22 protein-coding genes and 2 pseudogenes are annotated in these 26,744 nt (G+C 71.0%); 8 read left to right on the forward strand and 16 right to left on the reverse strand.

Annotated elements, in window-relative coordinates; genetic code table 11:
* From ETD86_RS07255 to ETD86_RS07265, 3 genes are all read right to left on the reverse strand, one after another.
* Nucleotides 1–3,477 (reverse strand): hypothetical protein (locus ETD86_RS07255; protein WP_138665324.1); only part of this gene is annotated, 3,477 nt, incomplete at its 3' end.
* 118 nt (nucleotides 3,478–3,595) lie between these two features.
* A complete protein-coding gene (locus ETD86_RS07260) occupies nucleotides 3,596–4,255 on the reverse strand; it encodes a FadR/GntR family transcriptional regulator (protein ID WP_138665325.1) in 660 nt (219 codons plus the stop codon).
* 47 nt (nucleotides 4,256–4,302) lie between these two features.
* The gene (locus ETD86_RS07265) at nucleotides 4,303–5,346 is read right to left on the reverse strand and encodes an ADP-ribosylglycohydrolase family protein (RefSeq protein ID WP_138665326.1); all 1,044 of its coding nucleotides are present in this window, start codon (nucleotides 5,344–5,346) and stop codon (nucleotides 4,303–4,305) included.
* A 75-nt stretch (nucleotides 5,347–5,421) separates the two neighbouring features.
* On the opposite strand from ETD86_RS07265, the gene ETD86_RS07270 reads away from it, so the two are divergent.
* Nucleotides 5,422–7,344 carry a Xaa-Pro dipeptidyl-peptidase gene (locus ETD86_RS07270; RefSeq protein ID WP_138665327.1) on the forward strand — a complete coding sequence of 641 codons (1,923 nt, stop codon included), beginning with the start codon at nucleotides 5,422–5,424 and terminating at the stop codon, nucleotides 7,342–7,344.
* A 38-nt stretch (nucleotides 7,345–7,382) separates the two neighbouring features.
* On the opposite strand, the gene ETD86_RS07275 is transcribed toward ETD86_RS07270, so the two are convergent.
* The 6 genes from ETD86_RS07275 to ETD86_RS07300 all read right to left on the reverse strand — a co-directional run bounded on the left by ETD86_RS07275 (nucleotide 7,383) and on the right by ETD86_RS07300 (nucleotide 12,731).
* Nucleotides 7,383–9,146, reverse strand: coding sequence for an RNA polymerase sigma factor (locus ETD86_RS07275; RefSeq protein WP_138665328.1), 1,764 nt, complete (start codon nucleotides 9,144–9,146; stop codon nucleotides 7,383–7,385).
* 47 nt (nucleotides 9,147–9,193) lie between these two features.
* Nucleotides 9,194–10,363: an FAD-dependent oxidoreductase gene (locus ETD86_RS07280; RefSeq protein ID WP_138665329.1), complete on the reverse strand. Its 1,170-nt coding sequence runs from the start codon at nucleotides 10,361–10,363 to the stop codon at nucleotides 9,194–9,196.
* Nucleotides 10,360–11,112: a maleate cis-trans isomerase family protein gene (locus ETD86_RS07285; protein ID WP_138665330.1), complete on the reverse strand. Its 753-nt coding sequence runs from the start codon at nucleotides 11,110–11,112 to the stop codon at nucleotides 10,360–10,362. The genes ETD86_RS07280 and ETD86_RS07285 overlap by 4 nt, the downstream gene beginning before the upstream one ends.
* Before the next feature lie 21 nt (nucleotides 11,113–11,133).
* Nucleotides 11,134–11,325 carry a hypothetical protein gene (locus ETD86_RS07290; protein WP_138665331.1) on the reverse strand — a complete coding sequence of 64 codons (192 nt, stop codon included), beginning with the start codon at nucleotides 11,323–11,325 and terminating at the stop codon, nucleotides 11,134–11,136.
* Between the two features lie 12 nt (nucleotides 11,326–11,337).
* Nucleotides 11,338–11,940, reverse strand: coding sequence for a hypothetical protein (locus ETD86_RS07295; RefSeq protein ID WP_138665332.1), 603 nt, complete (start codon nucleotides 11,938–11,940; stop codon nucleotides 11,338–11,340).
* 68 nt (nucleotides 11,941–12,008) lie between these two features.
* Complete coding sequence (locus ETD86_RS07300; protein WP_138665333.1) at nucleotides 12,009–12,731, reverse strand: hypothetical protein; 723 nt, start codon at nucleotides 12,729–12,731, stop codon at nucleotides 12,009–12,011.
* A gap of 219 nt (nucleotides 12,732–12,950) precedes the next feature.
* On the opposite strand from ETD86_RS07300, the gene ETD86_RS07305 reads away from it, so the two are divergent.
* The gene (locus ETD86_RS07305; RefSeq protein ID WP_170222927.1) at nucleotides 12,951–14,207 is read left to right on the forward strand and encodes a helix-turn-helix domain-containing protein; all 1,257 of its coding nucleotides are present in this window, start codon (nucleotides 12,951–12,953) and stop codon (nucleotides 14,205–14,207) included.
* A gap of 222 nt (nucleotides 14,208–14,429) precedes the next feature.
* Nucleotides 14,430–15,236: an SAM-dependent methyltransferase gene (locus tag ETD86_RS07310; protein ID WP_138665335.1), complete on the forward strand. Its 807-nt coding sequence runs from the start codon at nucleotides 14,430–14,432 to the stop codon at nucleotides 15,234–15,236.
* Between the two features lie 35 nt (nucleotides 15,237–15,271).
* Here the strand turns inward: ETD86_RS07310 and ETD86_RS07315 are convergent, their stop codons facing one another.
* Nucleotides 15,272–16,090 (reverse strand): DUF4253 domain-containing protein, encoded by an 819-nt coding sequence (locus tag ETD86_RS07315; protein WP_138665336.1) that lies wholly within the window; start codon nucleotides 16,088–16,090, stop codon nucleotides 15,272–15,274.
* 111 nt (nucleotides 16,091–16,201) lie between these two features.
* Here ETD86_RS07315 and ETD86_RS07320 point away from each other — a divergent pair, with 111 nt between their 5' ends.
* Nucleotides 16,202–16,777: an HAD family hydrolase gene (locus ETD86_RS07320; protein ID WP_138665337.1), complete on the forward strand. Its 576-nt coding sequence runs from the start codon at nucleotides 16,202–16,204 to the stop codon at nucleotides 16,775–16,777.
* Between the two features lie 136 nt (nucleotides 16,778–16,913).
* Here ETD86_RS07320 and ETD86_RS07325 read toward each other — a convergent pair whose 3' ends face one another.
* On the reverse strand, nucleotides 16,914–18,068 hold the full coding sequence (locus ETD86_RS07325) for a TIGR03118 family protein (RefSeq protein WP_138665338.1): 1,155 nt from the start codon (nucleotides 18,066–18,068) through the stop codon (nucleotides 16,914–16,916).
* Between the two features lie 80 nt (nucleotides 18,069–18,148).
* On the opposite strand from ETD86_RS07325, the gene ppgK reads away from it, so the two are divergent.
* Together ppgK and hrpA are read left to right on the forward strand one after the other, a co-directional pair.
* Nucleotides 18,149–18,865, forward strand: coding sequence for a polyphosphate--glucose phosphotransferase (ppgK, locus tag ETD86_RS07330; RefSeq protein WP_138665339.1), 717 nt, complete (start codon nucleotides 18,149–18,151; stop codon nucleotides 18,863–18,865).
* Between the two features lie 84 nt (nucleotides 18,866–18,949).
* A complete protein-coding gene (gene hrpA, locus ETD86_RS07335; protein ID WP_138665340.1) occupies nucleotides 18,950–22,819 on the forward strand; it encodes an ATP-dependent RNA helicase HrpA in 3,870 nt (1,289 codons plus the stop codon).
* On the opposite strand, the gene ETD86_RS07340 is transcribed toward hrpA, so the two are convergent.
* Nucleotides 22,809–23,582 carry a Uma2 family endonuclease gene (locus ETD86_RS07340; RefSeq protein WP_342779236.1) on the reverse strand — a complete coding sequence of 258 codons (774 nt, stop codon included), beginning with the start codon at nucleotides 23,580–23,582 and terminating at the stop codon, nucleotides 22,809–22,811. The genes hrpA and ETD86_RS07340 overlap by 11 nt on opposite strands.
* On the opposite strand from ETD86_RS07340, the pseudogene ETD86_RS07345 reads away from it, so the two are divergent.
* A pseudogene (locus ETD86_RS07345) lies at nucleotides 23,556–24,437 on the forward strand (RNA polymerase subunit sigma-70); the annotation flags it as partial. The gene ETD86_RS07340 and the pseudogene ETD86_RS07345 sit on opposite strands and share 27 nt — an antisense overlap.
* 50 nt (nucleotides 24,438–24,487) lie before the next feature.
* On the opposite strand, the pseudogene ETD86_RS57990 reads toward ETD86_RS07345, so the two are convergent.
* Nucleotides 24,488–24,727, reverse strand: a pseudogene (locus ETD86_RS57990) (catalase); the annotation flags it as partial.
* Between the two features lie 48 nt (nucleotides 24,728–24,775).
* On the opposite strand from ETD86_RS57990, the gene ETD86_RS07355 reads away from it, so the two are divergent.
* Entirely contained in the window at nucleotides 24,776–25,465 is a 690-nt protein-coding gene (locus ETD86_RS07355; RefSeq protein ID WP_246147734.1) for an HAD family hydrolase, read from the forward strand.
* Here ETD86_RS07355 and ETD86_RS07360 read toward each other — a convergent pair.
* The 3 genes from ETD86_RS07360 to ETD86_RS07370 all read right to left on the reverse strand — a co-directional run bounded on the left by ETD86_RS07360 (nucleotide 25,458) and on the right by ETD86_RS07370 (nucleotide 26,705).
* A complete protein-coding gene (locus ETD86_RS07360; protein WP_138665342.1) occupies nucleotides 25,458–25,754 on the reverse strand; it encodes a DUF5709 domain-containing protein in 297 nt (98 codons plus the stop codon). The genes ETD86_RS07355 and ETD86_RS07360 overlap by 8 nt on opposite strands.
* A 63-nt stretch (nucleotides 25,755–25,817) precedes the next feature.
* Nucleotides 25,818–26,360: a hemerythrin domain-containing protein gene (locus ETD86_RS07365; protein WP_138665343.1), complete on the reverse strand. Its 543-nt coding sequence runs from the start codon at nucleotides 26,358–26,360 to the stop codon at nucleotides 25,818–25,820.
* Nucleotides 26,361–26,390: 30 nt separating this feature from the next.
* Complete coding sequence (locus tag ETD86_RS07370; RefSeq protein WP_138665344.1) at nucleotides 26,391–26,705, reverse strand: MerR family transcriptional regulator; 315 nt, start codon at nucleotides 26,703–26,705, stop codon at nucleotides 26,391–26,393.
* Between the last annotated feature and the right edge of the window lie 39 nt (nucleotides 26,706–26,744).

Below are 26,744 nucleotides of genomic sequence, written 5' to 3' on the forward strand. Positions count from 1 at the left end.
CCCCAAGGCCGTCCCCGCCCCCGACAACTCGAACCCGGCCGGCTCGAACGCGAACGGCTCATCTTGAGGCCCCACATCCACCCTCGCGCGAGTCCATCCTCCGAACTCCTCACCCCACGGATGGCCCACCTCCAGGTACGGCCGCCGCAACACCGCGCTCCAGACCGCCAGATGCGGCAGGACGGCCGCTCCCGACACCGCCCCCGCCAGCACGTACGCGCCCGTCCTGGAGGTGTCCCGCAGCCGCCCCGCCGCGCCGGCCAGCGCGAGCGCGCCCACCGCCAGCACCAGCGACAACCGCGCCGGATCGTCCCCGGTCAGCACCATGGCGACCAGCCACAAGGCCAGCGCCGTCCCACCCACCGGCGCCGCGACGGCGCCGGGCAGGACGGGCAGCGCGGCGGCCCGCGACAACAGCACCGCCACCAGCAGCAGGACCAGCGCCGCGTTCCCCGGGCCGAGCCCGCCGCCGAGCGCCGCGGCCACGCTCTCCGCCCCCACCGCCAGCCCGGTCACCGTCGAGGCCACGCTCGTGACCGGCGAGCCCTTGCCCCGGATCGCGCACAACACCCCGGTCACCACGATCGCCGCCAGCACCGCGAGCGTCGCCGTGCGGTCCGCCAGCGACCACGAGACGGCCAGCGTCGCCGTCCACAGGCTCGCGCTGCCCGCGGCCGACCGGCTCACCGCCGACCAGAGCGCCAGCCCGGCCGTGAGCACGACGAGGAAGGCCAGCGCCGTCCAGTACGGCAGGTCCGCCGCCACCGGCAGCGTCGTCGCCGCCAGCGGGAACACGATCCGCGCCACGCCCATCCCCGCCGGCCTCCGCCAGCATGCCCAGGCGGCGAGTGTCCCGGCGGTGCCGGCCAGCACCAGCACGGGCAGCAGCAGCGGTTGTACCTGCCACGCCCCCGCCGGGCTGAGCGCCTCCCTGGCCCCTTCCGCCGCGCCCGCCCAGGCGTGCGTCACCCATTGGTACGGACCCACGAGCGCGGGCACGACGGCCCTGCTCACCGCCAGCGGCGCGAGTGCGGCCAGCACGCACGCCTCGACCGCCGCCACCGTCCGCCACCGGCCCCTGGGCCGCCGCCACGCCGAGGCCGCCGCCAGCACCGCGCCGATCGCCAGCACGAGCGCCGTCCATTCACCGCGCACACCCTGCTGCCCGAGCGCGAACAACCCCACGACCACAGCGGCGGCCTCCACCGCCGTCCGCCCGCCCGGCTTGATCGTCCTGGTGAGCCGGTCCACGCCGCCGAGCGCGAGGGTGACGGTGGTGCGGCGCGCCCGTACGACGGCGGCGGCCAGTTCGCGTGACGGCCGCGTCACGACCAGCGTCACCGCCCGGACGCCGAGCAGGGCGAACGCCGCCCCGAGCCCGTCCGCGAACAGTCCCCAGACGAGCAGGCCCGCCGCCAACGTCGCCCCGGCCCCGCCCACCGCCCGCACGGCCTGCGGACGGGCGGCGACGGCACAGGCGAGCAGGATCACCATGAGCCCGGCCGCCACCCCGATGGTGGCCTGCCGATCGGCCAGAGCCCAGCACATCGCCAGCGCGGCCACGTATCCGCCCAGCCACAGCGCCCTCCTGCTGGGCCCCGTCATGCCGGGCGCGTCGCCCGGGCGGGCCGCCGTCAGGAACAGGGCCGCGGCCAAGGCCAGGAGCACCGCCAGCGCCGCCTCGTACGGCAGGTCCGTCGCCACCGGGGCGGTGAGCACGGCCAGGGAACCGAACACCAGACGGACGGTGCGGCGGAGCTCGGAGGTCCACGTCTGGCCCCGGGCCGGCAACAGCGTCACTGCCAGCGCCGCCGCCCCCATCACCAGAGGTGTGGCCGCCGTGTCGTTCCACAGGATGAAGTCGTGGGGCGCGAGCACGCTCGCGGCGGGGCCGCCGGTCCCCGACCAGATGGACCGCAGCCAGGTCACCGGTGCGACCGCGGCCGTGACCACGGCAAGCGTCTTCGAGATGACCGGCATGGCCAGAGCCAGCACGGCGCCGGTACGCAGGCCGTCGCGCAGCCGTAGCGGGAGCGTGAGCGTGACGGCGAGGACCAGGCAGGCGCCGTACGCGCCGACGGCGGCCTGCCACGGAGCGGGGACCAGCGAGGCGGGCACCACGCAGAGCGCGCCCACGGCGGCGAGGGAGCCGCAGGTGGCGATCAGCCGGCGGGCCGCCTTGCCGCGGGTCGCCACCGCCCACAGCAGGGCGACGAGCGAGGCGGTAGCCAGGACGAGGGCCGAGACCGGTGGGGGTATCGGGGGGTCGCCGCTGTCGATCTCCTGGAGCAGGATCAGGCCTGTGCAGAGCACCCAGGCGAGGGAGCCTGCGACGCCCGCGGTCACGTACTCGACGGCGGCTCGCGCCCGGCGGGCCGCCTGCCACAGGACCAGGTCGAAGGCGGCGGTGGCGACCAGCGCGGCGGCCAGCCAGGCCCATTTCGCCGGGTACTCCGGCTCCACGGCCAGCCCGGCCAGCGGGAGCGGGGCCTGCGCCAGCGCTATCGCGACCGGGGCGGGGAGGCGCAGCGGGGCCCACCGGCCGTACAGCGTCCACGCCAGGGCCAGCGCGGCGCCGCCCAGGGAGAATCCCCACAGCGGGTTCAGGTCCGGTCCGCCGGAAGGGCCGCCGTCGTCGAAGACCTGCATGACCGCGACGCCGTCCAGCGGGATCAGCACGAGGCCGATCAGGGCCACCGTCTCGGCGGTCGCGACCAGCCGGCGGCGGACCAGGAGCCAGGGGGCGGCCAGGACGGCGAGGGTGAACACGCTCAGGATCAGCGCGCGCAGTGTGGGGACCTGCCAGCTGACCAGGGTGAACACGACGGCCGCGATCGACAGGAGCATGCCGCCGAGCAGCAGCAACAGGTTCTGCACCGCCCGATGCGACAGGTCCCGTCCAGGCGCTTTCCCGCCGGTCGCGGCCCGCGCGCCCGCGCCGCGCCGCGTCCCCGTGCCGGTTTGCGGGCCTGTGCCGGTTTGCGGGCCTGTGCCGCCCTGCGGGCCTGTGCCGCCCTGCGGGCCTGTGCCGCCCTGCGGGCCTGTGCCGGTCTGCTCGTCGGCGGTCGTTGTGGCGGTGCCGGTCCCGTTGGCGGCGGTAGGCGTCCCGATGTCTGTGGCGCGCGTCCCGTCCGCGTGGACGGGTGCGGGCGCTCGGCCGGCGGTGCGCAGGGCGGCGAGGGCCTCGTCGTGGCGCGTCACCAGCTCCGCCCGGCGCTCCTCCCACTCGGCGAGCGCGGCCACGGCGGCGAGATAGGCGTCGGCGGCGGGGCCGCGCAGGAGCAGCCGGCACTCGGGACAGGCGGCAGGCAGCGGGTTCCCGGGCAGGGTAGTGCCGGTTCCCGGTAGGGCGGTGCCGGTTCCCGGTAGGGCGGTGCCGGCGGGCCTGGGCGGGATGGTGCGGAGGCCGGGTAAGGCAGGGTCGAGCCCGGGCAGCATGGCCCCGCAGCCGGGACAGGTGGGCGTCGTCCGGTCCATTCCGTGAACCTCCCGAAGATCGGGTCGTCCACGACCTTGTCGTACGAAATAACGCTTTGTCTGGTAATCAGAAAAGCCGCTATCCGCTCGTGACGGAAGCCGCCAGCCAGACGCCGCGTCAGAGCTCGCGTTCCTGCTGGTCCAAGATGGCCACCGACACCGCGACGGCCCGCGCCGGATCCCCGTCCTCGATCGCCCGCAGCAACTCCTCGTGCGAGAGGTCCGGCTCCAGCGCCGCCTCCTCCTGATCCCGCACGCTGTCGCGCAACGCGTCGCTCATGCTCCGGTACAGGTCGGCGAGGAGCGCGTTGTGCGCCGCGTCCGCCACTGACACATGGAAGGAGACGTCCGCGTCCGCGAAGCCGTCCAGGTCGCCCGCCCGCCCCGCCGCGTCCCTGCGGGCCAGCGTCTCGCGGAGCGCGACCAGGTCCTCCTCGGTCCGCCGCCCGGCCGCCAGACGGGCCGCTACGAGGTCGAGCCCGCGGCGTACGTCGATGATGTCCATGGCGGCCGCCGTGTCCAGCCGCCGGCGCAGTGCGACCTTGGACTCGTCGGTGGCGGTCACATACGTGCCGTCGCCCTGCCGCGTGTGCAGCAACCCGGCGTGAGCCAGGACCCGGACCGCCTCACGTACGGACAACCGGCTCATGCCCAGGCTCTGCGCGAGCTGGCTCTCGGACGGGATCTTCGTGCCGACCGGCCACGCCCCGCGGGCGATCTCCCGGCGGAGCTCGTCGATCGCGGCGTCGACGAGCGAGGTCCGAGCGACGTTTCGCATGCAATCCTCTTCCCATTCCGGCTGGGGAGTCCCACCCTAAGCGCTGATCAGGCCAGCTCGGCGGCCAGGCGCTCGATCGTGTCCCGGCCCTCGAGCGGGTCCAGCCAGGCGGCCGGGAGAGCGGCGACGCCGTGCAGCGTGCCCAGCAGGTTGCCGCACACCGAGCCGGTCGAGTCGCTGTCGCCGGAGTGGTTGACCGACAGGAGCAGCGCACGTTCGACGGAGGTCTCGGCCAGGGCGCAGTACACGCCGATGGCCAGCGCCTCCTCGGCCACCCAAGCGCCGCCCAGCGACTCCACCCGCTCGGGGGAGGGCGGACCGCCGAGCTCCAGCGCCGCCCGGAGTGCCGCCGTGGTCTCCTCGTGCGCCGGGTAGCCGACCAGCAACTCCATGGAACGGTGGACGGCGGGTTCCAGAGCCTCGCCGGCCATGAGGTACGCGATGATCGCCGCGAACGCCCCCGCCGCCAGGTAGCCGGTGGGATGGCCGTGGGTGATCTGCGCACACGCCGCCGCCAGCTCGAAGGCGCCTCGTGGATCGGGGGTCGTTGCCCTGCTCCACCCGACCAGACCGAACGGCGCCGAGCGCATCACGGTGCCGCAGCCCTTCGAGTGCGCGTTCACCGGCCCCGGCGCGCCCAGCGGCGACGGGCCGGGGAAGGGCCGGTGCAACCCCGACAGGCAGGTGTTGCCGGGCGCCCGGCGCGAGTACAGCCAGTCCTCTTCCCGCAGCCACCCCGTGCGATGCGGCAGGCCGGCGGGCGGGGGAGCGTCGTGGTGTCTCTGGGTGTCGAGCCAGCGCTGGTAGGCCTGCCGCACGGCCTCGACCACCGGCGCGCCACCCGGCCCCGCGGCCGATGATCCGCCGGCGTGGTCGGCGCGGATGAGACCCTCGACGGTGAAGAGCGTCATTTGGGTGTCGTCGGTGATGAGCCCGGTCTTGCCGCGCCAATCGGCGACATATCCGGAAATGCCGTCTGGGCCATGATGCTTGCGGATTTCCCGCAACGACGCGAACTCGATCGGTGCGCCGAGCGCGTCACCGACCCCGCCGCCGAGGAGGCATCCCCGGACTCGATCCTGACCATCCATACCCAGGATCTTGTCAGGTCGGGAGCGGTCTGAGAGATTGCCATGTATTTTCGCTAACTCGCACGGAGGTCACGCGTGCCACAATTACGCCCGGCCCTCATCGCCCTCGCCCTCACCCTGGCGATCGCGACCCCAGCGCAGGCTACTGCCGGACCTGCCATCACCATAGAGAACGACCGTACGCAGCCGGTCTTCTCCTACGCGGACGCGATCCGCGAGCACGTGTACGTCGAGTCCACCGTCGACAGCGACCTGGACGGCAAGCTCGACAAGGTACGCGTGGACATCATCAGGCCCAAGGAGTCCGGCCCCGGGCTCAAGGTGCCCGTCATCATCGACGAGAGCCCGTACTACGACAACTCGGGCCGCGGCAACGAGGCAGAACGGAAGGTCTACGACGCCGCCGGAAATGTCGTCAAATTCCCCCTCTTCTACGACAACTACTTCGTCCCCCGCGGCTACGCCGTCCTCAACGTCGACATGCTCGGCACCACCAGGTCGGAGGGCTGCCCCGACATCGGCGGCAAGGCCGACGTGCTGGGCGGCAAGGCCGTCATCGACTGGCTGAACGGCCGCGCCAAGGCGGTCAAGGCCGACGGCACCCCGGCCGTGGCCGACTGGACGACCGGCAAGTCCGCCATGATCGGCAAGTCGTACGACGGCACCCTGGCCAACGCCGTCGCCGCCACCGGTGTGGAGGGCCTGAAGACGATCGTCCCGATCTCGGCGATCAGCTCCTGGTACAAGTACCAGCGCTCGAACGGCGTGATCTACAACTACGACTACGCCTCCTGGCTGGCCAACTACGTGGACACCGACCCCGAGGCCAAGTGCCAGCCGGTACGCGACAAGATGGACGCCGAGGACGGCGACGACACCGGCAACTACAACCCGTTCTGGGCCGAGCGCGACTACATCAAGGGCCTGCTCGGCGACGCCTCCAAGGTCAAGGCCAGCGTCTTCGTTATCCACACGGTCAACGACCTCAACGTCAAGCCGGACAACTTCTCCGCTTGGTGGAAGGCCCTGGCCGACAGGGGTGTGCCGCGCAAGATCTGGGTCGGCCAGACCCAGCACGTGGACCCGTTCGACTTCGAGGGTCGCAGAGGGCTCTGGGTCGACACCCTGCACCGCTGGTTCGACTACTGGCTGCACGGCGTACGCAACGGGATCACGCAGGAGCCCCGCGCCGACGTCGAGGTCGGCCCGGCCCGGTGGATCACCCAGCGCGACTGGCCGGCGCCGTTCGCGATGAAGGCGACGCTGCGCCCGGCGCCCGACGGCTCGCTCGGCCTCGATCCCGCCGCCAAGGACAGCACCGCGTCGTTCACCGACGTGGCCATGAGTGAGACCGCCATGGTGGCCGACGTGGGCACCCCCAACGCGGGGCGGGTGGCGTTCACCACCGGCGCGCTCCCGCTCGACCTGCGCCTGTCCGGCACGCCCACCGCGGACCTGCGGGTCAAGCTGGACAAGCCCACCTCCAACCTGACCGCCCTGCTCGTCGACTTCGGCGAGGACACCCGCGTCGACTGGCGGCGCGGCCAGGGCATCACCACGCTCACCGAGGAGGACTGCCACGGCGAGAGCACCGCGGCCGACGACGCCTGCTACAAGAAGGTCGTCACGAACGTGGCCACCCGCCCGCTGGAGATCGTCGCCCGCGGCTGGATCGACGTGCAGAACCGTTACTCGCTCAGCCAGGCCGCGCCGCTGCCCGTCGGCACGTACGGCACGGTCAAGTGGCTGACGTTGCCGCAGGACTACACGTTCAAGAAGGGCCACAGGATCGGCCTGGTGATCGCGGGCACCGACTCCACCTACAGCGGCGAGACCGGAACCGGCGCCAACGTCACCGTCGACCTGGCCAAGAGCAGCGTCGTCGTGCCGTTCGCACTGGCCGCGCCGCTGGGTGACATGCCGCAGGACAAGGCCAGGTTCCACGGCCCCGACCGGATCGAGCTGCCGAAGCCCGAGCCCGAGTTCCAGTTCTTCTAAACCGCCCCGGCCTCGGGCTTCGCGGAGCCCGAGGCCCCTTACCGGCAGTTGCTCCAGCGCAAGCCGTCCGCGTCGAGCAACCGCACGCCCTGGTCCTTGGCGACGGTCCACGTCACGTTGAGGGTCAAGGTCCCCTTCGCGGCGGTCGTCCCGCCGGTACGGGTGCCGTCACCGGTGGCCTTGCCGGCCCACTGGACGACGATCTTCCCGCGCCGGACGGTCGCCCGGTCACCGCAACCCGGCCTGGAGGCCGGCTCCGTCACCCGGAACCTCGTGCCCGACACCGCGATCCCGTCCGTGCCGGCGGCCGAGGTGATGGCGCAGCGTCCCGTGCACGACAGCGCGAACGACCCGGTGCGCTGCGAGCCCAGCCACGCCGACGCCGGCGACAGCCGTGCCACCGGCGGCGCGGGTTGGGGCAGCTCCGCCTTCCTCGGCACGCTCGTCAGGCCGGACTTGGCGGCGGTGGTGACCTCGGCCACCCACCGGGACGGCTCCTCGAGCAGCACGTTCGTCTGCGCGGCGGCCTTGGTGATCGTGGCCGGGTGCTCGCGGGCGTTCAGCATCGCCCACACCAGCCCGGCGGCCAGCAGGCCGACGCCGAGGATCAGAGCGAGCCTGACCACCGCCCTGACGGGTGTCCCGGCCTCGGGATCGTCGTCGTTGGAGCGGTCGCGCCAGTACTCCTGCCACTGCTGGCCCTGGAGCTCGGCCAGCTCGCCGCTCAGCGTGATCCCGCCGTACCGGATGATCTCTCCGGGGGGCTTGTGGAACCCGTTGCTCTCGCCCTTCACCGCGGCGCTGTAGACGAGCTTGTCGCCGTAGGCGCCCCCGCGGAAGGCCCGCGTGCGGCTCGGCGGCGTGAACGGGTGCCGCCCGCGCACGGCGGGCGCCGCAAGATGCTCCTGGTCGGCGGCAGCCGCGCCCGCCGCCGACCAGGGCTCTCCCGAAGTCGCCGTCGTGGGGTCGGCGACCGGGACGTGCGGCGTGGCGCCGGCGACCGGCGGAACCGCCGCTGTGCCAGTGTCCACTGGGCCGGTCTCTCTTGGGCCGGTCTCCACCAGCAGGCGGGCCTGCGCGGGAAAGCCGTCCGCCCGCCAAAGAGGCCCCTCGCCGGGCAGTGGCTGCGCCGACGCCAGCCGGTTCGGAAGCGTGCCGGGCAACGTCGTGATCGGCAGGCGGCGCAGCAGGGCGCCCGCCGTCATGGTCCTGGGCGCGGCCCGGCAGGTCGCGCAGGACAGGATGTGGCGGCCGATCCTGGCCCTGGCCCGCCGGCCGGGCGCCGCGACCCACTCCGACACCCGCGCCGTCAGGTCGGGGCAGCCGTCGTGGCCGCGGGCGGCCATGATCGCGGCGAACCACTCCTCGAGTCCGGCCGCGGCCTGCGTCACGACGGTCCGCACTTGGGCGGCGTCCAGCTCGAAGATCACCGCCAGCTCGGCGTCCGACAGGCCGTGCCGTACCGACAGGTCGAGCAGCTCCCGCTGCGGGCGGTCCAGGGACAGCAGGGCCTCGGGCAGCAGCTCCGACATGCGGCCGGGGCGCGACCAGGAGCCGATGCTGGCGGGCTTGGCCACGATCGCGCGATGTGCCCTGGCCAGCCCGTACAGCCAGGGGCGGCGCAGGGCCAGATCGATCACGCGGTCGCCGTACTGGTGCGCCGTCAGCAGCGCGCCGGCGACGGCCTGCTCCGCGTCGCCCGCGGCGAGCTCGGTGCGGCAGTAGTCGTAGAGCCGGGCTCCATGCTTGTCGCACAGGTCGCGAATGGCCTGGCGAGACTCGTCAGACAGAGTTCGCCACATCCGGCGTACCTCCTCCCAGGTCTTCTCCGGCTCAGGTCTTCTCCGGCTCAGGTCTTCTCCGGCACCGTCATGTCCAGCAGGGACGCCTGCGCCAGGTAGGCCCGCGTGGCGTCGGGGTCGCCGGCGATCGCCCGCAGCCCCGCCATGGCGGCGGCCAGCCTGGCGCTGTCGTGCTCGCGCACGCCCGCCAGCCGGGTCTCGCCGCGTGGCACCACCCGCTGCATCAGCACCGACCGCCGCCGCCAGGCCCACGCCTCCAGCGCCGCCGGCGGCGCGAAGCCGCCGAGCACCGCGGCGATCACCTGGCCGACCTCGGCCGCGTCGTGGATGCCCGCGTTCATGTTCAGGCCGCCGACGGTGGACGTCAGGTGCGCGGCGTCGTCGACGAACATGACCCGCCCGCACCGGTACGACGTCAGCACGCCCCTCGACAGGCCGAACCGGTCCGCGCCCGTCACGTGGATCGGCTCGCTGGCCCCCGGCAGGGCCCGGCGGACGAGCAGCGACAGGTTCGCCGGCGACAGCGGCTCGTGCGAGTCGACAGGGATCTTGAAGATGATCCGCCAGTGGTCCGGCAGCGCGAGCAGCGTGCACGACTGCTGCACGTCCCGCACGTACGTCAGCGGCGCCATGCTCGGCAGCAGCCGGTCCAGCGGCGAGTCGGTGAACACCCGCAGCGCCTGCGTCGGGTACCCGGACCTGGGGAACGGCAGCCCGAGCGAGCCCCGCACCGTGCTGTGCGCGCCGTCGGCGGCGATCATGTACCGGGCCCGCGTCCAGGTGTGGCCGACGCGGACCCGGATCCCTGTGCCGCCTTCCGCCACGCCGTCCACGCGGGTGCCGAACCGTACGTCGACGCCGGGGTAGACCTTCAGTGCCGCCAGCAGCAGCGGCGTGAGCGCGGTCTGGTCGGCGTGGATCCTGAACGGATGCCTGGTCAGGCCGTCCAGCCGGTTCATGCCCATCTCGGCCAGCACGATCCCCGACCGGTCCCGCCACTGCACCCGGTCGACCACGCGGCCCTTGGCGACGAGCTGCGCGGCCACGCCCAGCTCGTCGAGCAGGTCCAGCGTGGCCGGATGGAACGTGCAGGCCCGTGGCTGCCGGATCGGCTCGCTCTCGCGTTCCAGGACGGTGACCGGGATCCCCGCCCTGGCGAGGGAGAGCGCCGCTGTCAGCCCTGCGGGACCCGCTCCCACCACGATGACGCCGTTCATGCCGGGCGCCTCCCCTGCGCCGCCATGAAGCGGCGGTACGGCACGCGGCCCAGCTTCACGTGCTGCCCGACGGCGTGGGACAGGGCCCACCAGGCCGTGCAGAGGTTGGAGGTGAGCAGCGTCCGGTCGTTGCCGGTGCTGAGCGGTCCGAGCACGGGCAGCGTGGCCATGCCGGTGCCGGTGAACAGCAGCACCGCGTCCCCCGGCACCTCGGCCAGCTCGACCTGGGTGATCAGCTCGGCCGGGGTGACCGCGTACGACGAGTAGCCGTCCTTGGCCCGTACCTGGACGACCTGGGTGACGTTCAGCCCTGAGGTCTTCCAGAACCGTTCGGCCAACTCGGTCAGCCACGGCTGGTACGGAGACACCAGCACGATGTCGCCCACCCCGACGTGCTCCATCGCCTCGCGCGTGGCCAGCGTGGCCGAGGCGAACGGGACCCCGGCCACGGCGCTCAGCTCGGCGCACTGGTCGCGGTCCTCATCGGGGCCGAGCAGGTAGCGAGGCTCGCTGCAGGCCATGACCAGGGCGCTGAGCGGCAGGCCGTCGAACGCGGAGACCATGAGGGGCAGATCGTCGTTGTAGCCCTCCAGCCGTTCGGCCAGAGGCAGCGTGGGCCGTACGGGGAGGCGGGCGACGTGCATGTCGGCCCGCGACCCGAGCAGGCGGGTCAGCTCTGGCTCCGCCGACGGGTTCGCGGGCGCGACGATCACGCCCACCCGGCCGCGGCTCACCGAACCGGTGCGCATGGGGTGTCCTCCAGAGGGGGGTCAGGAGGCGCGGTGCCGCAGCGCCTGGTCGATCTCGGTGATGGCCTGCACGGACACCTGGCGGATACGGCGCAGCCGATGCACGGTGCGCGCTGATGTCGACTCGTCCCGGTCCTGCGGCGGCATGCCGGACCTGGCGCCGCGCGTGGGGACTTCGTGGGGTTGTGACCTGCGCATCTCGTCGGCGAGCATGATCGCTCCTGTCTATCGCGGGTTGACGACTCGAGAGTCGCTTGCGGCGAAGCGGGCCGGCTGCTCCACGGCCGCGCTCCGAACGTTGTCGGATCGTTCGCGCAGTCCGGCGAGGAGCCGGCCGGGAACGGCCGGCTCCTCTTCCGCCGCGCATTGAGATCGAAGGCCGGTCTCACGGCCCGACGCCTCGGCGACCCGCACCAGCGCCGCGGCGGCGAGCAAAACGGCGGCCGGGAAGGCCACCAGCAAGGAGGCGTGCACAGGCGCCGGCTCCCGCAGGAACCGGCCGATCAGCACCGTGGCGCCCGTCACGCCGATCGCCCCACCGAGCACCACCCCAGTGCTGATGGCTCCGATCGCGGAGGCGGGCCGAGCCGGCCCGCCTCCGCCCAGGGCATAAAGCCAGCCCCAGGCGCTACCCCTCGGTTTGGCCAGCACGCCAGCCGCTACCGCGCTGGCCAACAGCACCGCGCCGACTAGGTCGGGCACGTGCCGCACGGTGCCGGAGGGGCGGGGAAGCGCCGGGGCCAGCGCCAAGGGCGCCGCCACCAGTCCCGCGCAGGGGACGAGCAGGCCGCGTCGACCGCAGTCGGCCGGCGGCGGCGCGTACATCATCGCGGCACCCGGAAGGGGACCCGACGGCCGTGCCGCCGGGACCGGGTGGTCGCGAAGGAGGGCCGGCGTCATAGCGCCGATCCCGCGCTCATGGCCACGTTGGGCACGCTGACGCACACCATGCGCTCCGTCAGTCCCGCTCCTGGTCCGGTCGCACGGGACCTGGCCGGCATCGCACCACCGGCCACCGTGCGCGCGACCTTCGAGGCGAGCGCGAGATGTTCGCCGCAGCGGCGGGCCACCTTGGCCTCCAGGCCGGCCACCTGGGCCAGCCTGAGCCTCAGCGGTTCCAGTGACGACCGGCGTTCGAGGCCGTCGAGGTCGGCCAGCCGGGCAGGCCAGCTCAACGCGTCGCCGCAACGGGATTCCACCTCGGCCGGGAGCTCCTCTACCGGGAAGCCCGTGTGCCGCAGCCGGGTGGCGATCATGACGGCCATGAACGCCGTCTTGTCGAAGTGGGACAGCCGTCCCGCGAGGGCCGCGCTCAGCATCCTGGCGCGGTGGGTCAGGCACACCGAACTCCACCCGAGCAACAGCAGCCGATCCGGGCCCGTCTCCGTGTGCCAGCCGGCCAGCCGCAGCTCGCGGGCCATCCGGTGGTAGAAGCGCCAACGGTGACGGGGGCTCTCCAGCCAGACCTGGACTCCGCCGAGTGGCAGGCTCGCGACGCGCACGTCCGGCCCGATCAGCGGACCGGCCACGCGTGCGCAGATCCGCTGGACCACCTGCTCCTGCCCGAGGGGGACCGGATCGCTGAGGAACCAGGATCCACCCGAGTGATCCATGGTCATGTCCGGCCACCTCCTCGACGGGAACTCTCCAGAACCGTCTTGCTGTTAAGCCTCAGTTACCACACGCTCCGATAGTCCGCTTCCTCCAGGGGCTATGTCAACTGACAGTTTCCGCATAAGTTGATACCTGCCCGCGTGGCAGAGCTTGCCCGCATGGCAGGGGACAGTGGGGCTCGCGTCCCTTACGCTGGAAAAGTTCCGGGCAGTAGGAGGTGTGCCGTGGCGAACTTCGCCGAGCGCCTCGATCTCGCGCTGACCAAGCGCGGCTTCACCGGCGCGCAGGTCGCCTCCGCCCTGACGGAGGCAGGCATCCCCATCACCCGTGCCTACGTCAGCCAGTTGCGCACCGGCAAGCAGACCAACCCGACGCTCCAGGTGTTGCGGGCGCTGGCCTCCTGCCTGCAGGTGAGCGTCGGCTGGCTGGTCGGCGACGACCACCTGGAGTCGGGCGCCGTGGAGGACCTGCAACTGCGGGCGGCGACCATCGGGCTGTCCGCCTCCGGGTTGTCGGAGAGCTCCCTGGCTGTCCTGCGCGGCGTGGTCGAGCTCGCCCGCAAGGCCGAGGGCCTGCCCGACGAGCCCGAGCCCACCTCTGACATCCCCGACGCCGCCGCGCCGCTGAGCGGGCCGCAGCGCCGGGCCCTGGGCCGCCGGCTGCACAGCCTGCGCCTGGCCGCGCAACTGACGGAGGAGCAGGTCGAGACCGCGATCGGCAAGGGCGCGGCGGCGATCCCCGCCATTGAGGAAGGCCGCATCGCCCCAGCTCCGATCACCGTGGAGCGCCTGCTCACCGTCTACGGCATCGCCTCGCCGCCCATCCGCGAATACGTGTTGTCGCTCGCCCGCGGCGAGCGCCAGGCCGCCTGGTACGACGCGCAGTCGATCCCGGTCTGGCTGGCCACCACCTACGCGCTGGAACAGCGCGCCACGCTCATCCGCACCTTCCACACCCAGTTCGTCCCGCCGCTGCTGCAGACCGAGGACTACGCCAGGGCCGCGATCACCGCGGCCGGGCCCGCCACCCTGGGCCAGCTGACGGTCGAGGAGGCGCTGGCCCTGGTGCTGGCCCGGCAGGAGGCCGTGGCCAGGGACACCGGGATCGTGGTGTGGGCGGTGATCGACGAGAGCGTGCTGATGCGCTCGATCGTCGGCGGGCACGTGCAGCTACGCCAGCTGGAGACGCTGCTGCAGCACGCCAAGCGGCCCAACGTATCCCTGCATGTGGTGCCGATGGAGGACCCCGCGTACGTGCCGCGCACCGGTCCGTTCACGCTCTGGCGCTTCGCCGAGGCGTTCGAACCCGACATCGCGTGCCGGCACGGCATCGAGGGCGACGAGCTGATCACCGAGACCGGCGCGGTGGAGGCGTACCACCAGGCGTTCACGAAGTTGTCGGTGACGACGACCACCCGCGAGGAGACCATCGAGGTGTTGAATTATCACCGCGAAAGGCTCTCGCGTTCGCTCGGAAAGTGATCTCTTTCCCTGGTAAATGATCGTTACGCGCGCGCTTCGGTTATCCACACATACCCAAAACTAATGGCATTTCGTGTTGTGTTCTCGCGAGTAGCGAGGATCATATGGTCTGGGTCATCGAGTGGGGTCCGCAAGGATCAGCTTTTCCCGAGATAGTGGGCGAGGGGAAAGGGGCAACACTCAATGCGTCAGCGTGCCATCCGAAACCTGGCGAAGCTGGAGATGACCCAAGCAAGTGTCACCCGGATTCTCGACGCCGCGGCGGGTGGGAAGAACAACTTCGTAGCGGACAGAGACGTGTTGCGCCGCTACGACGTGGCCGCCCCCGTCACGACGACGGCCGCGCGGGCCGTGCTCCAATATCTGTGCCGCGTGGTGCGTCATCTGGCGACCAGGGGTGTGGACCAGTTCGTGATCGTCGGCAGCGGCGTCCCCAGTGGCCTGCCCGCGGGCAGGCAGCTGCATGACGTGGCCCGTGACGCCCTGGGCGCCTCCGTGCCCCGGGTGGTCCCCCGAGTCGTATACGTGGAGAGCGACCCCATGGTGCTGGCCGGGGCGCGGGCGACCATCGAGCCCGTCACCGACCTCGTACGCGTTGTAGAGGGCGACGTGCGCGAGATCGACGACATTCTCGATGACAGGGTCGTCCAGACATTCCTGGAGTGGGACCGGCCCGTGGCGGTGCTGCTGCTGTCGGCCCATAGCCTGAACGACGAGGAATACTTCCATTACGTGATCAAGCGGATCAGGCAGGCGGTGCCGGAAGGCAGTTACCTGTCATTGCTGCAGACCACGTTCGACGCGATTCCCCCGGAGTTGTTGCCGGCCATTCACGATCTGCTGGCGATGACACTCCCTGGGCACGCTATTCGCACCCGGGAGGAGGTTGAGGCGTTGCTCGAGGGTCTGGTGCTGGTGGATCCGGGATTGGTGTGGGTCCCGGAATGGCGGCCGAACGGCCACGACACCTCATGCCTTGATCAGCCGAGCGCGTCGGGGAATTACGGCGCCGTGGCCTGTATTCCGTGAGGGGAAAAGGGTTCGGCCGGTCGCCGGCCGGACCCTCAGTCCCACCAGAACGACCAGGTGTGCCCGCCGATGATCTGCTCGGCGTACCTTTGCAGGTCGCCGGGTCCCTGGACGACGTTGTCCGGGCAGAACGTCCAGTGCTCGGCCGCCACGTGCGACGCGTGCTCGAGGTCGACCGGCGGCGCGGCCACGCTCAGCTCCAGCGTGTTGAACCCGACGCTCACCACCCGCGCCCCGAACCGGTCCTCCCAGCTGCGCACCACGGCCGCCAGCGGCACCATCCACTCGTTGTGGTGCAGCGCGCCCTGCCAGCCCATGACCGCCAGCGCGTCGGAGCCCCTGGCGGCTGCGACCAGGCCGAGCGGCATGCCCTTGGCCACCAGCTCGCCCGCGTACCAGTCGGCGACCGCCTCGGGGTCGGCCTTCAGCACGCCGGGCGGCGCGGGGCCCGGGCAGATCGCCCCGTACGGTTCCAGCTCGTCGAGCGCGTCGTGGGGCATCTGCGACACCCACTCCTGCCACACCTCGGTCATGAAACCCTCGGCGGTGAAGTGGTCGATCTGGCGGGGATCGTCCGGCACGACCTGCCCGAGCCCCCACGGCTGCGCGGACTCGTCCAGCAGCAGCGGCCACAACCCGCTGTGCGGGTGACACTCGCGCAGGCGTGCCCAGTCCTCGCCGCCCGCCGGCTCCGCGCTCATCCAGAACGCCGGCCGGGCCGCCTCGCCCTGCCGCGTGTACCCGGGATCGGGCCAGACCACGTCGCCCGCGGGCAAGGGGGCGGGCAGCACGCGGCCCCTGCCGCCGTCGGGGAACAGCTGGCACAGCTCACGTGGCAGCCGCTGATCGTTCATGCCCTACCGTTCCGCTACCGAATCCTGTCTCGGAGATGGTAGTGCGGCAGATCGCCCCGGCACCGTCACCGGTACGCGAAAAGCTCAGTGCTGCGAGAATCTTGGGCTGTGATGCCCTTTGCCGCGGTTCTGACCGACCTTGATGGCGTGTTGCGCCACTTCGACCACGCCGCCCAGACCGACATCGAGGTCCGCTACGGCCTGCCCCTCATGAAGACCGCCTTCGACCCGGAGCTGATGTTGCCGCCCACGCTCGGACAGGTCACCGAGGCGCAGTGGCTGGAGTCGATCATCGCCGCACTCGGCGGGGACGATCGGGCGCGGCAGGCCGTCACCGAGTTCGCGGGGATCGGGTTCTGGGTGGACGAGCAGGTCAAGCAGTTGCTGGCCCGGGCGCAGCAGCACGTTCCGGTGATCATCGTGACCAACGCGATGGACACGGTGGAGGAGCACCTCGACCGGCTGGGGCTCACGTACTTCGCCGACGACCTGGTCAGCAGCGCCAGGGTCGGCGTGGCCAAGCCGGACCGGCGGATTTACGAGATCGCCGCCGAACGCGCCGGGGTCGCGCCCGAGCGCTGCCTGTTCGTCGACGACCGGCTCCCGAACGTGGAGGCGGCCAGGGCGCTCGGCATGACCGGCATCCACTACCGGACGGTTCAGGACCTGGCGGCGGTGCTGGGCTGACGCGATGCGCAGGTGGTTGTTTCCGGCGCGGCTCGCGCCAACCGCGCCGGAAACGTCAGGTCGACCGCCGCCCCCGGCCTGCTGTCGGCGAGCTGCGCTCCTCGCCAGGCTGGGGGCGGCGGCGCGAGAGCGCCGGTCAGTACCCGCCGTAGGGGTTGTTCTGGGAGGGCGGCTGGGTAGCTGGGGCGCTCGACTTGTGGCCGGCCGGGTGCGTCGGCGAGGCCGACGGGCTGGCTCCGGTTCCCGTACCGGTGGACGTCGGCTTCGTGCCCTGGGGGGCGATGACGCCGATCAGGCCGTGCTTGGTGCCGTCGATGCCGGCGGAGAACCACAACGACTTCTCGCCGCCGGTGGCCGCGGTGCCCCGCTCGAGGTCCCACAGGCCCGGCAGCACGATCTGCTTGCCGCCGGAGTCCCGCAGCGAGCCCAGGTGACGACCCTGCTTGTACGCGTGCACGGTGCCGTCGCCGAAGTTGCCGACCAGCAGCGAGCCGGAGTACGGACCCCAGCCCTGCGGCGCGGCGGTGATGCCCCAAGGGGCGTTCAGCCCGGTCCGGGAGATACGGCCGGTCAGGCGGCCGGAGGCGTTGAAGCGGCTGACGAAGCCCTTGCCCCTGCCGAAGACCGGCTTGCCGGTGGCCGGGTCACGCAGCGCGTAGGACACCCAAATGTTGCCGTTGGCCACCGCGACGTTGTAGGCGTGGTAGCCGTCGGGCAGGGCACCGTCATGGAACTGCCAGCGGGCCAGGCGGATGCGCCGGAAGTCCTCGTCGAAGGCGTGGATGCGGCCGTTCGCGAAGTCGGCGGCCAGCAGGAATGCCTCGTCCTCGGTCTGGACGAGCTCCAGGCCCTTGTAGTCGGCCCCGCGGGTGAACGCGGCTATGATCGCGTTCTTCGGGTCGACCTCAGCGTTCCATCCGGTGATGGCCCCGCTCGGGCTGGAGAAGATGAATGTGGCAGGCTTGCCCTTCACGGTGAAGCCTTCGCCGGGGTTGAACACCTGGCCAGTTGGGGCTCCGCCCGGGATGGCCACCTCGGTCTGCTCCTTCTTGCCCGTGCCGGAGTAGACGGTGGCGGTGCCCGTGCCGGTGTTGGAGACCCACAGAGTCTTGCCCATGGCCAGGCCCCACGGGTTGACGACCTTGGGGTCGGTGACCGGGGCTTTGCCCTGGACGTCCGACACAAGGGGGATGACGTCGAAACGAGTCCTGGTGGTGGCGTGTGCGGGAGTGGTGAGAGTCGCTCCCAAGACGACCGCAACAGCGCAGAGTGTGATGATGCGTGGCCGCATCCGTTGCCTCCTAGTTAGCGCTTGTGACGCGAGATACGCGGAGGGCGGGAGAGCGGTTCAGCAATTCGGGAAGGAAGAAAATGAACGTGTTGGGCATTGACATCGGCGGTTCGGGGATCAAAGGCGCCCCCGTGGACACCGGCGCGGGCCGGTTGAGCGAGGAGCGCCTGCGCGTTCCCACACCTCAGCCGTCAGGCCCGGACGACGTGGCCGAGGTGGTGGCGACGATCGTCCGGCACTTCCACTGGAACGGTCCGGTCGGTGTGACGTTTCCCGGTGTGGTCGCGGACGGGGTCGTGATGTCGGCCGCCAACGTCGACCGTTCCTGGATCGGCGTGGACGCGGCGGCGTTGTTCGGCGGCGCGAGCGTGGTCAACGACGCCGACGCGGCCGGCGTGGCCGAGATGACGTTCGGCCGGGGCCGCGAGGTGCGAGGGACCGTGCTCGTGCTGACGTTCGGCACGGGGATCGGCAGCGCGCTGTTCACCGACGGGACGCTCGTACGCAACACCGAGCTGGGGCACCTGCAGCTGCACGGCAAGGACGCCGAGCACCGCGCCTCGGCACGGGCCCGGGAGGAGCACGACCTGAGCTGGGAGCACTGGGCGGAGCGGGTGCAGGAGTACCTGGAGCACGTCGAGATGTTGTTCTCACCGTCGCTGATCGTGATCGGCGGGGGAGCGAGCAGGAAAGCCGACAAGTTCCTGCCGCACATCACGCTCCGCACGCCGGTCGTCCCCGCCGCCCTGCAGAACGAGGCGGGCATCATCGGCGCGGCCCTGGCGGCCCGTCCCTGATATTGGGATGCGCGCCGCGCGGCCGGTGCGGCACGATGGGCCGTTGGCTCCGGGGAAGCGGAGCTCAAATATCCTGAAAGCGATATGGGAACGCCTTCGTTGTCCTCTCCACTCGCCGAGCTCCAATCACGCCTGCCCGAGCTCATGCCGCGCGACCAGCGGCGGTTGCGGCGCAGGCTCGACGGCATGCGCCGGGTACGCTCCCGCGACACCCGAGACAAGATCGTCGCGGAGATCCTCGCCGACGTGGAGCGGGCCGAGCAGCGACTGGCACGCCGCCGTGAAGCCGTACCGCGGGTCACCTATCCGGAGAACCTGCCGGTCGCCCAGCGCAAGGACGACATCCTCGAGGCCATCCGCGACCACCAGGTCGTGATCATCGCCGGCGAGACGGGGTCGGGCAAGACGACGCAGATCCCCAAGATCTGCCTGGAGCTGGGCCGTGGCGTACGCGGGCTGATCGGCCACACCCAGCCCCGCCGCATCGCCGCCCGCACGGTCGCCGAGCGCATCGCCGAGGAGCTCGGCACCCAGCTGGGCGAGGTGGTCGGCTACAAGGTCCGCTTCACCGACCAGGCGAGCGACCGCACCCTGGTCAAGCTGATGACCGACGGCATCCTGCTGGCCGAGCTGCAGAACGACCGCATGCTCGACCAGTACGACACGCTGATCATCGACGAGGCCCACGAGCGCAGCCTCAACATCGACTTCATCCTCGGCTACCTGAAACAGCTCCTGCCCAAACGCCCGGACCTCAAGGTCGTCATCACCAGCGCCACGATCGACCCCGAGCGGTTCTCCCGCCACTTCGGCGACGCGCCGATCATCGAGGTCTCCGGCCGCACGTACCCCGTCGAGGTGCGGTACCGGCCGCTCGACGAGGACGACGACCAGACCCAGGGCATCGTGAACGCCTGCCAGGAGCTCGTCACCGAGGGCCCCGGCGACATCCTCGTCTTCCTGTCCGGCGAGCGGGAGATCCGCGACGCCGCCGACGCCCTGACCAAGGCCGACTTCCGCAACACCGAGATCCTCCCGCTCTACGCCCGCCTCAGCGCCGCCGAGCAACACCGCGTCTTCCAGCGTCACACCGGCCGCCGCATCGTCCTGGCCACCAACGTGGCCGAGACCTCGCTCACGGTCCCCGGCATCAAATACGTCGTCGACCCCGGCTACGCCCGCATCTCCCGCTACAGCCACCGCACCAAGGTGCAGCGCCTGCCGATCGAGGCCGTCTCGCAGGCCAGCGCCAACCAGCGCAAGGGCCGCTCGGGGCGCACCTCCGACGGCATCTGCATCCGGCTGTACGAGGAGGAGGACTTCCTCAACCGGCCGGAGTTCACCGACCCGGAGATCCTGCGGACCAACCTGGCCTCCGTCATCCTGCAGATGACCTCCATCGGGCTCGGCGACATCGAGGCGTTCCCGTTCGTCGAGCCACCGGACCGCCGCCAGGTCAAGGACGGCGTCAGCCTGCTGCACGAGCTGGGCGCCTTCGACGCGCACGGCAAGCTCACCCCCGTCGGCCGCAAGCTGGCGAACCTGCCGGTGGACCCCCGTCTGGGCCGCATGGTGCTGGAGGCCGAGAAGAACGGCTGCCTGCGCGAGGTCATGGTGATCGCCGCAGCCCTGTCCATCCAGGACCCGCGCGAGCGCCCTGCCGAGAAGCAGCAGCAGGCCGACGAGAAACACCGCCGCTTCGCCGACCCCGAGTCCGACTTCCTGGCCTACCTCAACCTGTGGAACTACCTGCGCGACAAGCAGAAGGAGCTCTCCTCCAGCGCGTTCAGACGGCTGTGCAAGGCGGAGTTCCTCAACTACCTGCGCGTCCGCGAGTGGCAGGACATCTACAGCCAGCTCCGCCAGACGCTCGGCGCCCAGCTCAACAGCGGCCTGGCCGAGCCGCACCACGTGCACGCGTCCCTGCTGGTCGGGCTCCTGTCGCACATCGGCGTCAAGGACGTCATGGAGAAGCGCGGCGCCGACGGCCGCCGCCCCATCCAGGAGTACATCGGCGCCCGCAACGCCCGCTTCGCCATCTTCCCCGGCTCCACGCTGGCCAAGAAGCAGCCGCAGTGGGTCATGTCGGCCGAGCTGGTCGAGACCTCCCGCCTCTGGGCCCGGGTCAACGCCAAGATCGAGCCGGACTGGGTCGAGCCGCTCGCCCAGCACCTGGTCAAGCGCACCTACTCCGAGCCGCACTGGGAGAAGAACCAGGGCGCGGTGATCGCGCTGGAGAAGGTCACGCTGTACGGCGTGCCGCTCGTCGTCGGCCGCAAGGTCAACTACGGCCGCATCGACCCCGACCTGTCACGCGAGCTGTTCATCCGGCACGCGCTGGTCGAGGGCGACTGGGACACCCACCACCGCTTCCTGAAGGAGAACCGCAAACTCCTGGAGGAGGTCGAGGAGCTGGAGAACCGCGCCCGCCGCCGCGACATCATGGTGGACGACGAGGCGCTGTTCGACTTCTACGACCAGCGAGTTCCCGCCGACGTGGTCTCCGCCCGGCACTTCGACTCCTGGTGGAAGAAGGCCGGGCGGGAGACGCCCGACCTGCTGACGTTCTCGCCGGAGATGCTGGTCAACGAGGGCGCCGACGTCAGCGCTCGCGACTACCCCGACACCTGGAAGCAGCTGGGTCAGCGGATGAGGCTGACCTACCAGTTCGAGCCGGGCGCGGACGCCGACGGCGTGACCGTGCACGTGCCGCTGCAGGTGCTCAACCAGGTCAGCGCCGATGGTTTCGACTGGCAGATCCCGGGGCTGCGGGAAGAGCTGATCACCGCGTTGATCCGGTCACTGCCGAAGAACCTGCGCCGCAACTTCGTGCCCGCCCCCAACTACGCCAAGCAGGTGCTGGCCGGGGTCGAGCAGGGCGGGGAGCCGCTGCTGGCGGCCGTGGAGCGCGAGCTGCTGCGGCTCACCGGGGTCCGCGTGCCGCGCGAGGCCTGGCAGCTGGACCAGGTCCCGGATCACCTGCGGATCACGTACCGGGTGATCGACGAACGCAGGCGCACGGTGGCCGAGGACAAGGATCTCGACGCGCTCAAGCGCCGCCTGGCCCCGCGGCTGCGCCAGACGCTGTCGCAGGCCGGCGACGACCTGGAGCAGACCGGCCTGCACACGTGGAGCTTCGGCAGGCTGCCGAAGGTCTTCGAGCAGGGCCGCATGAAGGGCTACCCGGCCCTGGTCGACGCCGGCGACTCGGTCTCGATCAAGATCTTCGAGACGGAGGCCGAGCAGCGTCGCTCCCACTGGCCCGGTGTCCGCCGGCTGGTGCTCCTCAACGTCACCAACCCGGCCAAGTCCCTGCTCGGCGGCCTGTCCAACCAGGCCAAGCTGGCCCTGTCCCGCAGCCCCCACGGCGGGGCGGTGGCGTTGTTCGACGACGTGGTCAACGCGGCCGTGGACAAGCTCATGCTCGACGCCGGAGGCCCCGCCTGGGACCCGGTCGCCTTCGACCGCCTCTACCAGCACGTGCGCGCTCATGCGTACGACACGGCGGCGGACGTGCTCGGCAGGGTGGAGCAGATTCTGGTGGTCTGGCACGAGGCCGGGGCTCGCCTCGACGCCCTGCGCCCGAGCGCCGCGACGGACGACATCCGGGACCAGCTGGGCAAACTCATCTATCCAGGCTTCGTGACTGCCACCGGCTACCGGCGGCTGTCCGACATCTTGCGCTACATCCGGGCGATCGACCGCCGCCTCGCGAAGCTGCCTGAGGAGCCGTGGCGGGATCAGGAGTGGATGGATCGGGTGCACAAGGTCGAGGACGATTATCACGACCTGCTGGAGAAGCTGCATCCGGCGCGACGCGGGGATCCGGACGTCGCGGAGATCCGGTGGATGATCGAGGAGCTGAGGGTGAGCTTCTTCGCGCAGACGCTGGGGACGCCTACGCCGGTTTCCGAGAAGCGGATCGCGAAGGCGATGGAGAAGCTCACACCGTGAAGATCGAGGTGTCGAGCTCGAAGTCAAGAGGGGCGGGCAGGTAGAGCGGCTTTCCGATGGCCACGGAGGTGACCGTGCGGTATTCGCCGTCCTTGATGTCGCTGTGGACGGTGGCGGTCGGGGACTTCGCGATCGGATCGATCAGCAGGTAGATCGGCAGCTTGCCCACCGCGTAGAGGCGCACCTTGTCCTCGCGGTCGATGCGTACGCTGCTGGGTGAGACCACCTCGGCAGCCATGATCACCTCATACGACAGCAGCTCATCGCCCCATCGTTTGCAGTCGGGTGACCACACCACGTAGTCGGGGCAGAGCGAGTCTCGAGGCCCTTCGATGCACAAGCTTGGCCCATGTTGCGTGCCCTCCCAGCCATGCTCGTCGCACAGCGGAATGAGGGCACGGTCCAACGCCTTGATCCTGCGGAAGTGCTCGGGGCTGCCCGCTGGGCTCACGATCAGATTCCCTTCGATGACCTCAACCCGGAGGCCGGGGAGGGGGGGTAGGGCATCGAACAGCTCTCTTACGGTTCGTGGCAGGCGCTTGCTGGGCTTGTCCGGCTTGGTCGCTGGAGGTTCGGTTGCCATGGCTACCATCGAATCTGTCCCTTCGTATTCGAACGGGCACTCTGAGTATCCCATATATCGAAGATCGGCGTGGCGACCCGGCCGGCTCCCGTGCCCGACGGAGAGGATGGGTGCTCGCATACGGCTGACGGCAGGAACGCCGCCGAGGGGCGCATGAGCACCCCCGCACTCATCCGCCATGATGGGCCTGTGGACTTCGAGACCTACCGGGGTGAGCTGGTGGCGTACTGCTACCGGATGCTGGGCTCGTTCCACGAGGCCGAGGACCTGGTGCAGGAGACCATGCTGCGCGCGTGGAAGGCCCGGGACCGGTACGACCCCACACGGGCGTCCGTGCGGACGTGGCTGTACCGCATCGCGACCAACGTGTGCCTGACCGCGCTGGAGGGGCGTGCGCGGCGGCCGTTGCCGTCCGGGCTGGGCGCCCCGAGCGACGACCCCGGGGCGCCGCTGACCCCGGCGCTGGACGTTCCCTGGCTGCAGCCGTTTCCCGACGCGCGGTTCGACACGGGGTTGCGGGCCGACCTGCGGCTCGCGCTGGTGGCGGCGATGCAGGTGCTGCCGCCGCGGCAGCGGGCCGTGCTCGTGCTCCGCGAGGTGCTGGAGTTCAGTGCCGCGGAGGTCGCCGCGCAGCTGGGGACCACGGTCCCGGCCGTCAACAGCGCCCTGCAACGGGCCCGCGCCGCCCTCGCCGAGGCGGGAGACGTGGGCGAGGTCGCGGAGCCGGGCGATCCCGCGGTCCGCGCGGTGATCCAACGGTACGTACGGGCGTTCGAGGCGGCCGACGTCCCGGCGCTCGTCCGGCTTCTCACCGATGACGCGGCCCTGGAGATGCCGCCGGTGCCGCTGTGGTATCGAGGCGGCCGCGACTACGGTCTGTTCATGCGGCGGGTGTTCGACATGCGCGGGACGGGCTGGCGGACGAAGGAGCTCACCGCCAACGGGCAGCCCGCGCTCGCCGCGTACGCGCCGGAGCCCGGCGGTGGGCATCGGCTGCACACCTTGCAGGTCTTCACGGTCGCCGGTGGGCGGGTGTCGCGCAATGTCGTGTTCGCCGATCCACGGGTGTTCGGGGCCTTCGACATCCCGTACGCGCCCGCGCCCCTGGCGTGGACGACGCGCTCGGGGATGCGCTCGTGGTCGAAGTGGGTGAGCTTCTCGCGGACGTGGAAGTCCTCCATGAGCGTGTGGCCGCGGGTGCCCGCCTTCAGCGAGTTGTCGGTGTCGTCGACCGGGATGCCCTGGTCCGTGGTCAGATTGCGGTCGTCCAGTGGCACGCGGTCGGCGTCGAGCCGGCGGTCTTTCGCGTCACGCTCCGGTTGCATGAAAAATCCCCCTTATGGTTATTTGTCGGGCGTTCGTCACGTGCCCACATGACTGAGCTGAAACAGGGTGGAGCTGGGGGACTGATGGTCAAGGCTGTGGTGTTCGACGTCGGGGAGACGCTCATCGACGAGACGCGCATCTGGTCGCGCTGGGCCGATCGGCTGGGCGTGAGCGGCTTCGTGCTGATGGGCGCGCTCGGCGGCATGGCCGCGCTCGATCGCCCGCACGTGGAGGCGTTCGAGCTCGTTCGGCCCGGCTTCGACCTGCGCGCGGAGGAGGCCGCCTGGGAGCGCGACGACCCCGGCGGCCTGCGTAACCACTTTGACGCCGACGACCTCTACCCGGACGTGCGCGCAGCGCTTGCCGAGCTCCGCGCGGCCGGGTACCAGGTGATCATCGCCGGCAACCAGCCCCGCCGCGCCTACGAGGCTCTGGTCGCGATGGACCTGCCGGCCGATTCCATCCACACCTCTGAGGGATGGGGCGTGGAGAAGCCGCAGCCGGAGTTCTTCGCCAAGGTGGCCGCGGTCGCGGGCAGGGAGCCCGCCGAGATCCTCTACGTGGGGGACAGGCTCGACAACGACGTGCTCCCGGCGGCGCGGGCGGGCATGCGTACCGCGTTGTTGCGCCGCGGCCCGTGGGGCTACCTGCACGCCGCGCGCCCGGAAGCGGCGGGCGCCGACGTGATCGCCGACGACCTGCATGCCCTCCTGGCCGCCGCGCGGAGGATCACCTGAGGTTCTCGCCGGGATCGATGCGGACCGCCCGCTCCTCTGCGGACAGGTCCGAGGAGTCGTCGTCGCCCCAGTCCTCGCCGATCTCCTCGTCCTCAGTGTCCGGTTCCAGGCCCTCGTCCGGCTGTGTCAGCCGGTGTTGGGAACGAGGCTCGCGGAGCCGATCTGGGGCCTCGCGGCGCAGGCGCTCGTCGAGAGTGTCCCTGCGCCGCGGGTCGTCCTCCACGACCTCATGATGGAGCCCGAGATCGTCGGTCCACTCAGCGACCTCGATCGCTTGCTCATCGCTCATGCCGTGCCGGTTCGGAGGTTTTTCGGTCATATGCGCCCCCTACCCAGGGAGCGGCCCGGAATCCTACGACTTGGCGTGCCTTAGGGCCTCGGCCAACTCTTCCTTGCCCATGTGGGACCGGCCGGGGATGTCGGCCTTCTGTGCCTGCTCGTACAACTCCGCCTTGCTGGCGCCGGCCTGCTTGGGGACGCTGAGCGCCTTAAGCTCCTCCGCCCTGCGCTCCTGGAACGCCTTGCCCAGCTCCTTCAGCCCCTTGTCGCCGGCCTTCTTGGCCAGGGCGGGGAGGATCTTGCTCTCCTCCTCTTCGACATGGTGCGTGACGGACTCGATCAGCTGCTCCAGGGTCTTGCGGAACTCCGCCGTCCCGGGCTGCGACCTGACCAGAGCGTCGAGGAGGATTTCGGCCTCCTTGTGCTCCTCGACGCTGTGATGCGCGTCGAGGCCGGGGTAGACCCGGTCCTCCTCGGCGCGGGCGTGGGCGATGAGGAGCGCGTGCAGCTCGGCCACGGTGGCCTTCTGGTCGCCCTCCTGCTTCTTCAGCCTCTCGAAGAGGGACTCAACGGTCCTGTGGTCCTTGGTGATCAGGGTGATGACGTCGGTTGCCATGGTGGCCACTGCTACCCGGCGGCTCGGGGTTCATTCGGACTCGCCGAGCCGCGCCCGGGCCTCCTTCAGCTCCTCGCGCAGCGCGGCGAGCTCTCGCTCCAGCTCCAGGATGCGCCGGATGGCGATGAGCGTCATGCCTTCCTCGGTCATCCGCGTGACGTGCTGGACGGTCATGATGTCACGGCGGGAGTAGCGCCGCTGGCCGCCGCTCGACCGGCTCGGGCTGATGATGTCGTGCCGGTCCAGCCGCCGAAGGTAGGCCTGCTGCACCTGGAGCATCTCCGCCACCTGCCCAAGGGAGTAGAGGGCGGCGTGCTCGTCGTCGAAGGGCAGATCGGCCATCATGGCCTCCTCATGGTACGGGGGGCGGACCCGGCGTGTCCG

The organism is Nonomuraea turkmeniaca, assembly GCF_005889735.1.
In the GTDB taxonomy this organism is placed as follows: domain Bacteria; phylum Actinomycetota; class Actinomycetes; order Streptosporangiales; family Streptosporangiaceae; genus Nonomuraea; species Nonomuraea turkmeniaca.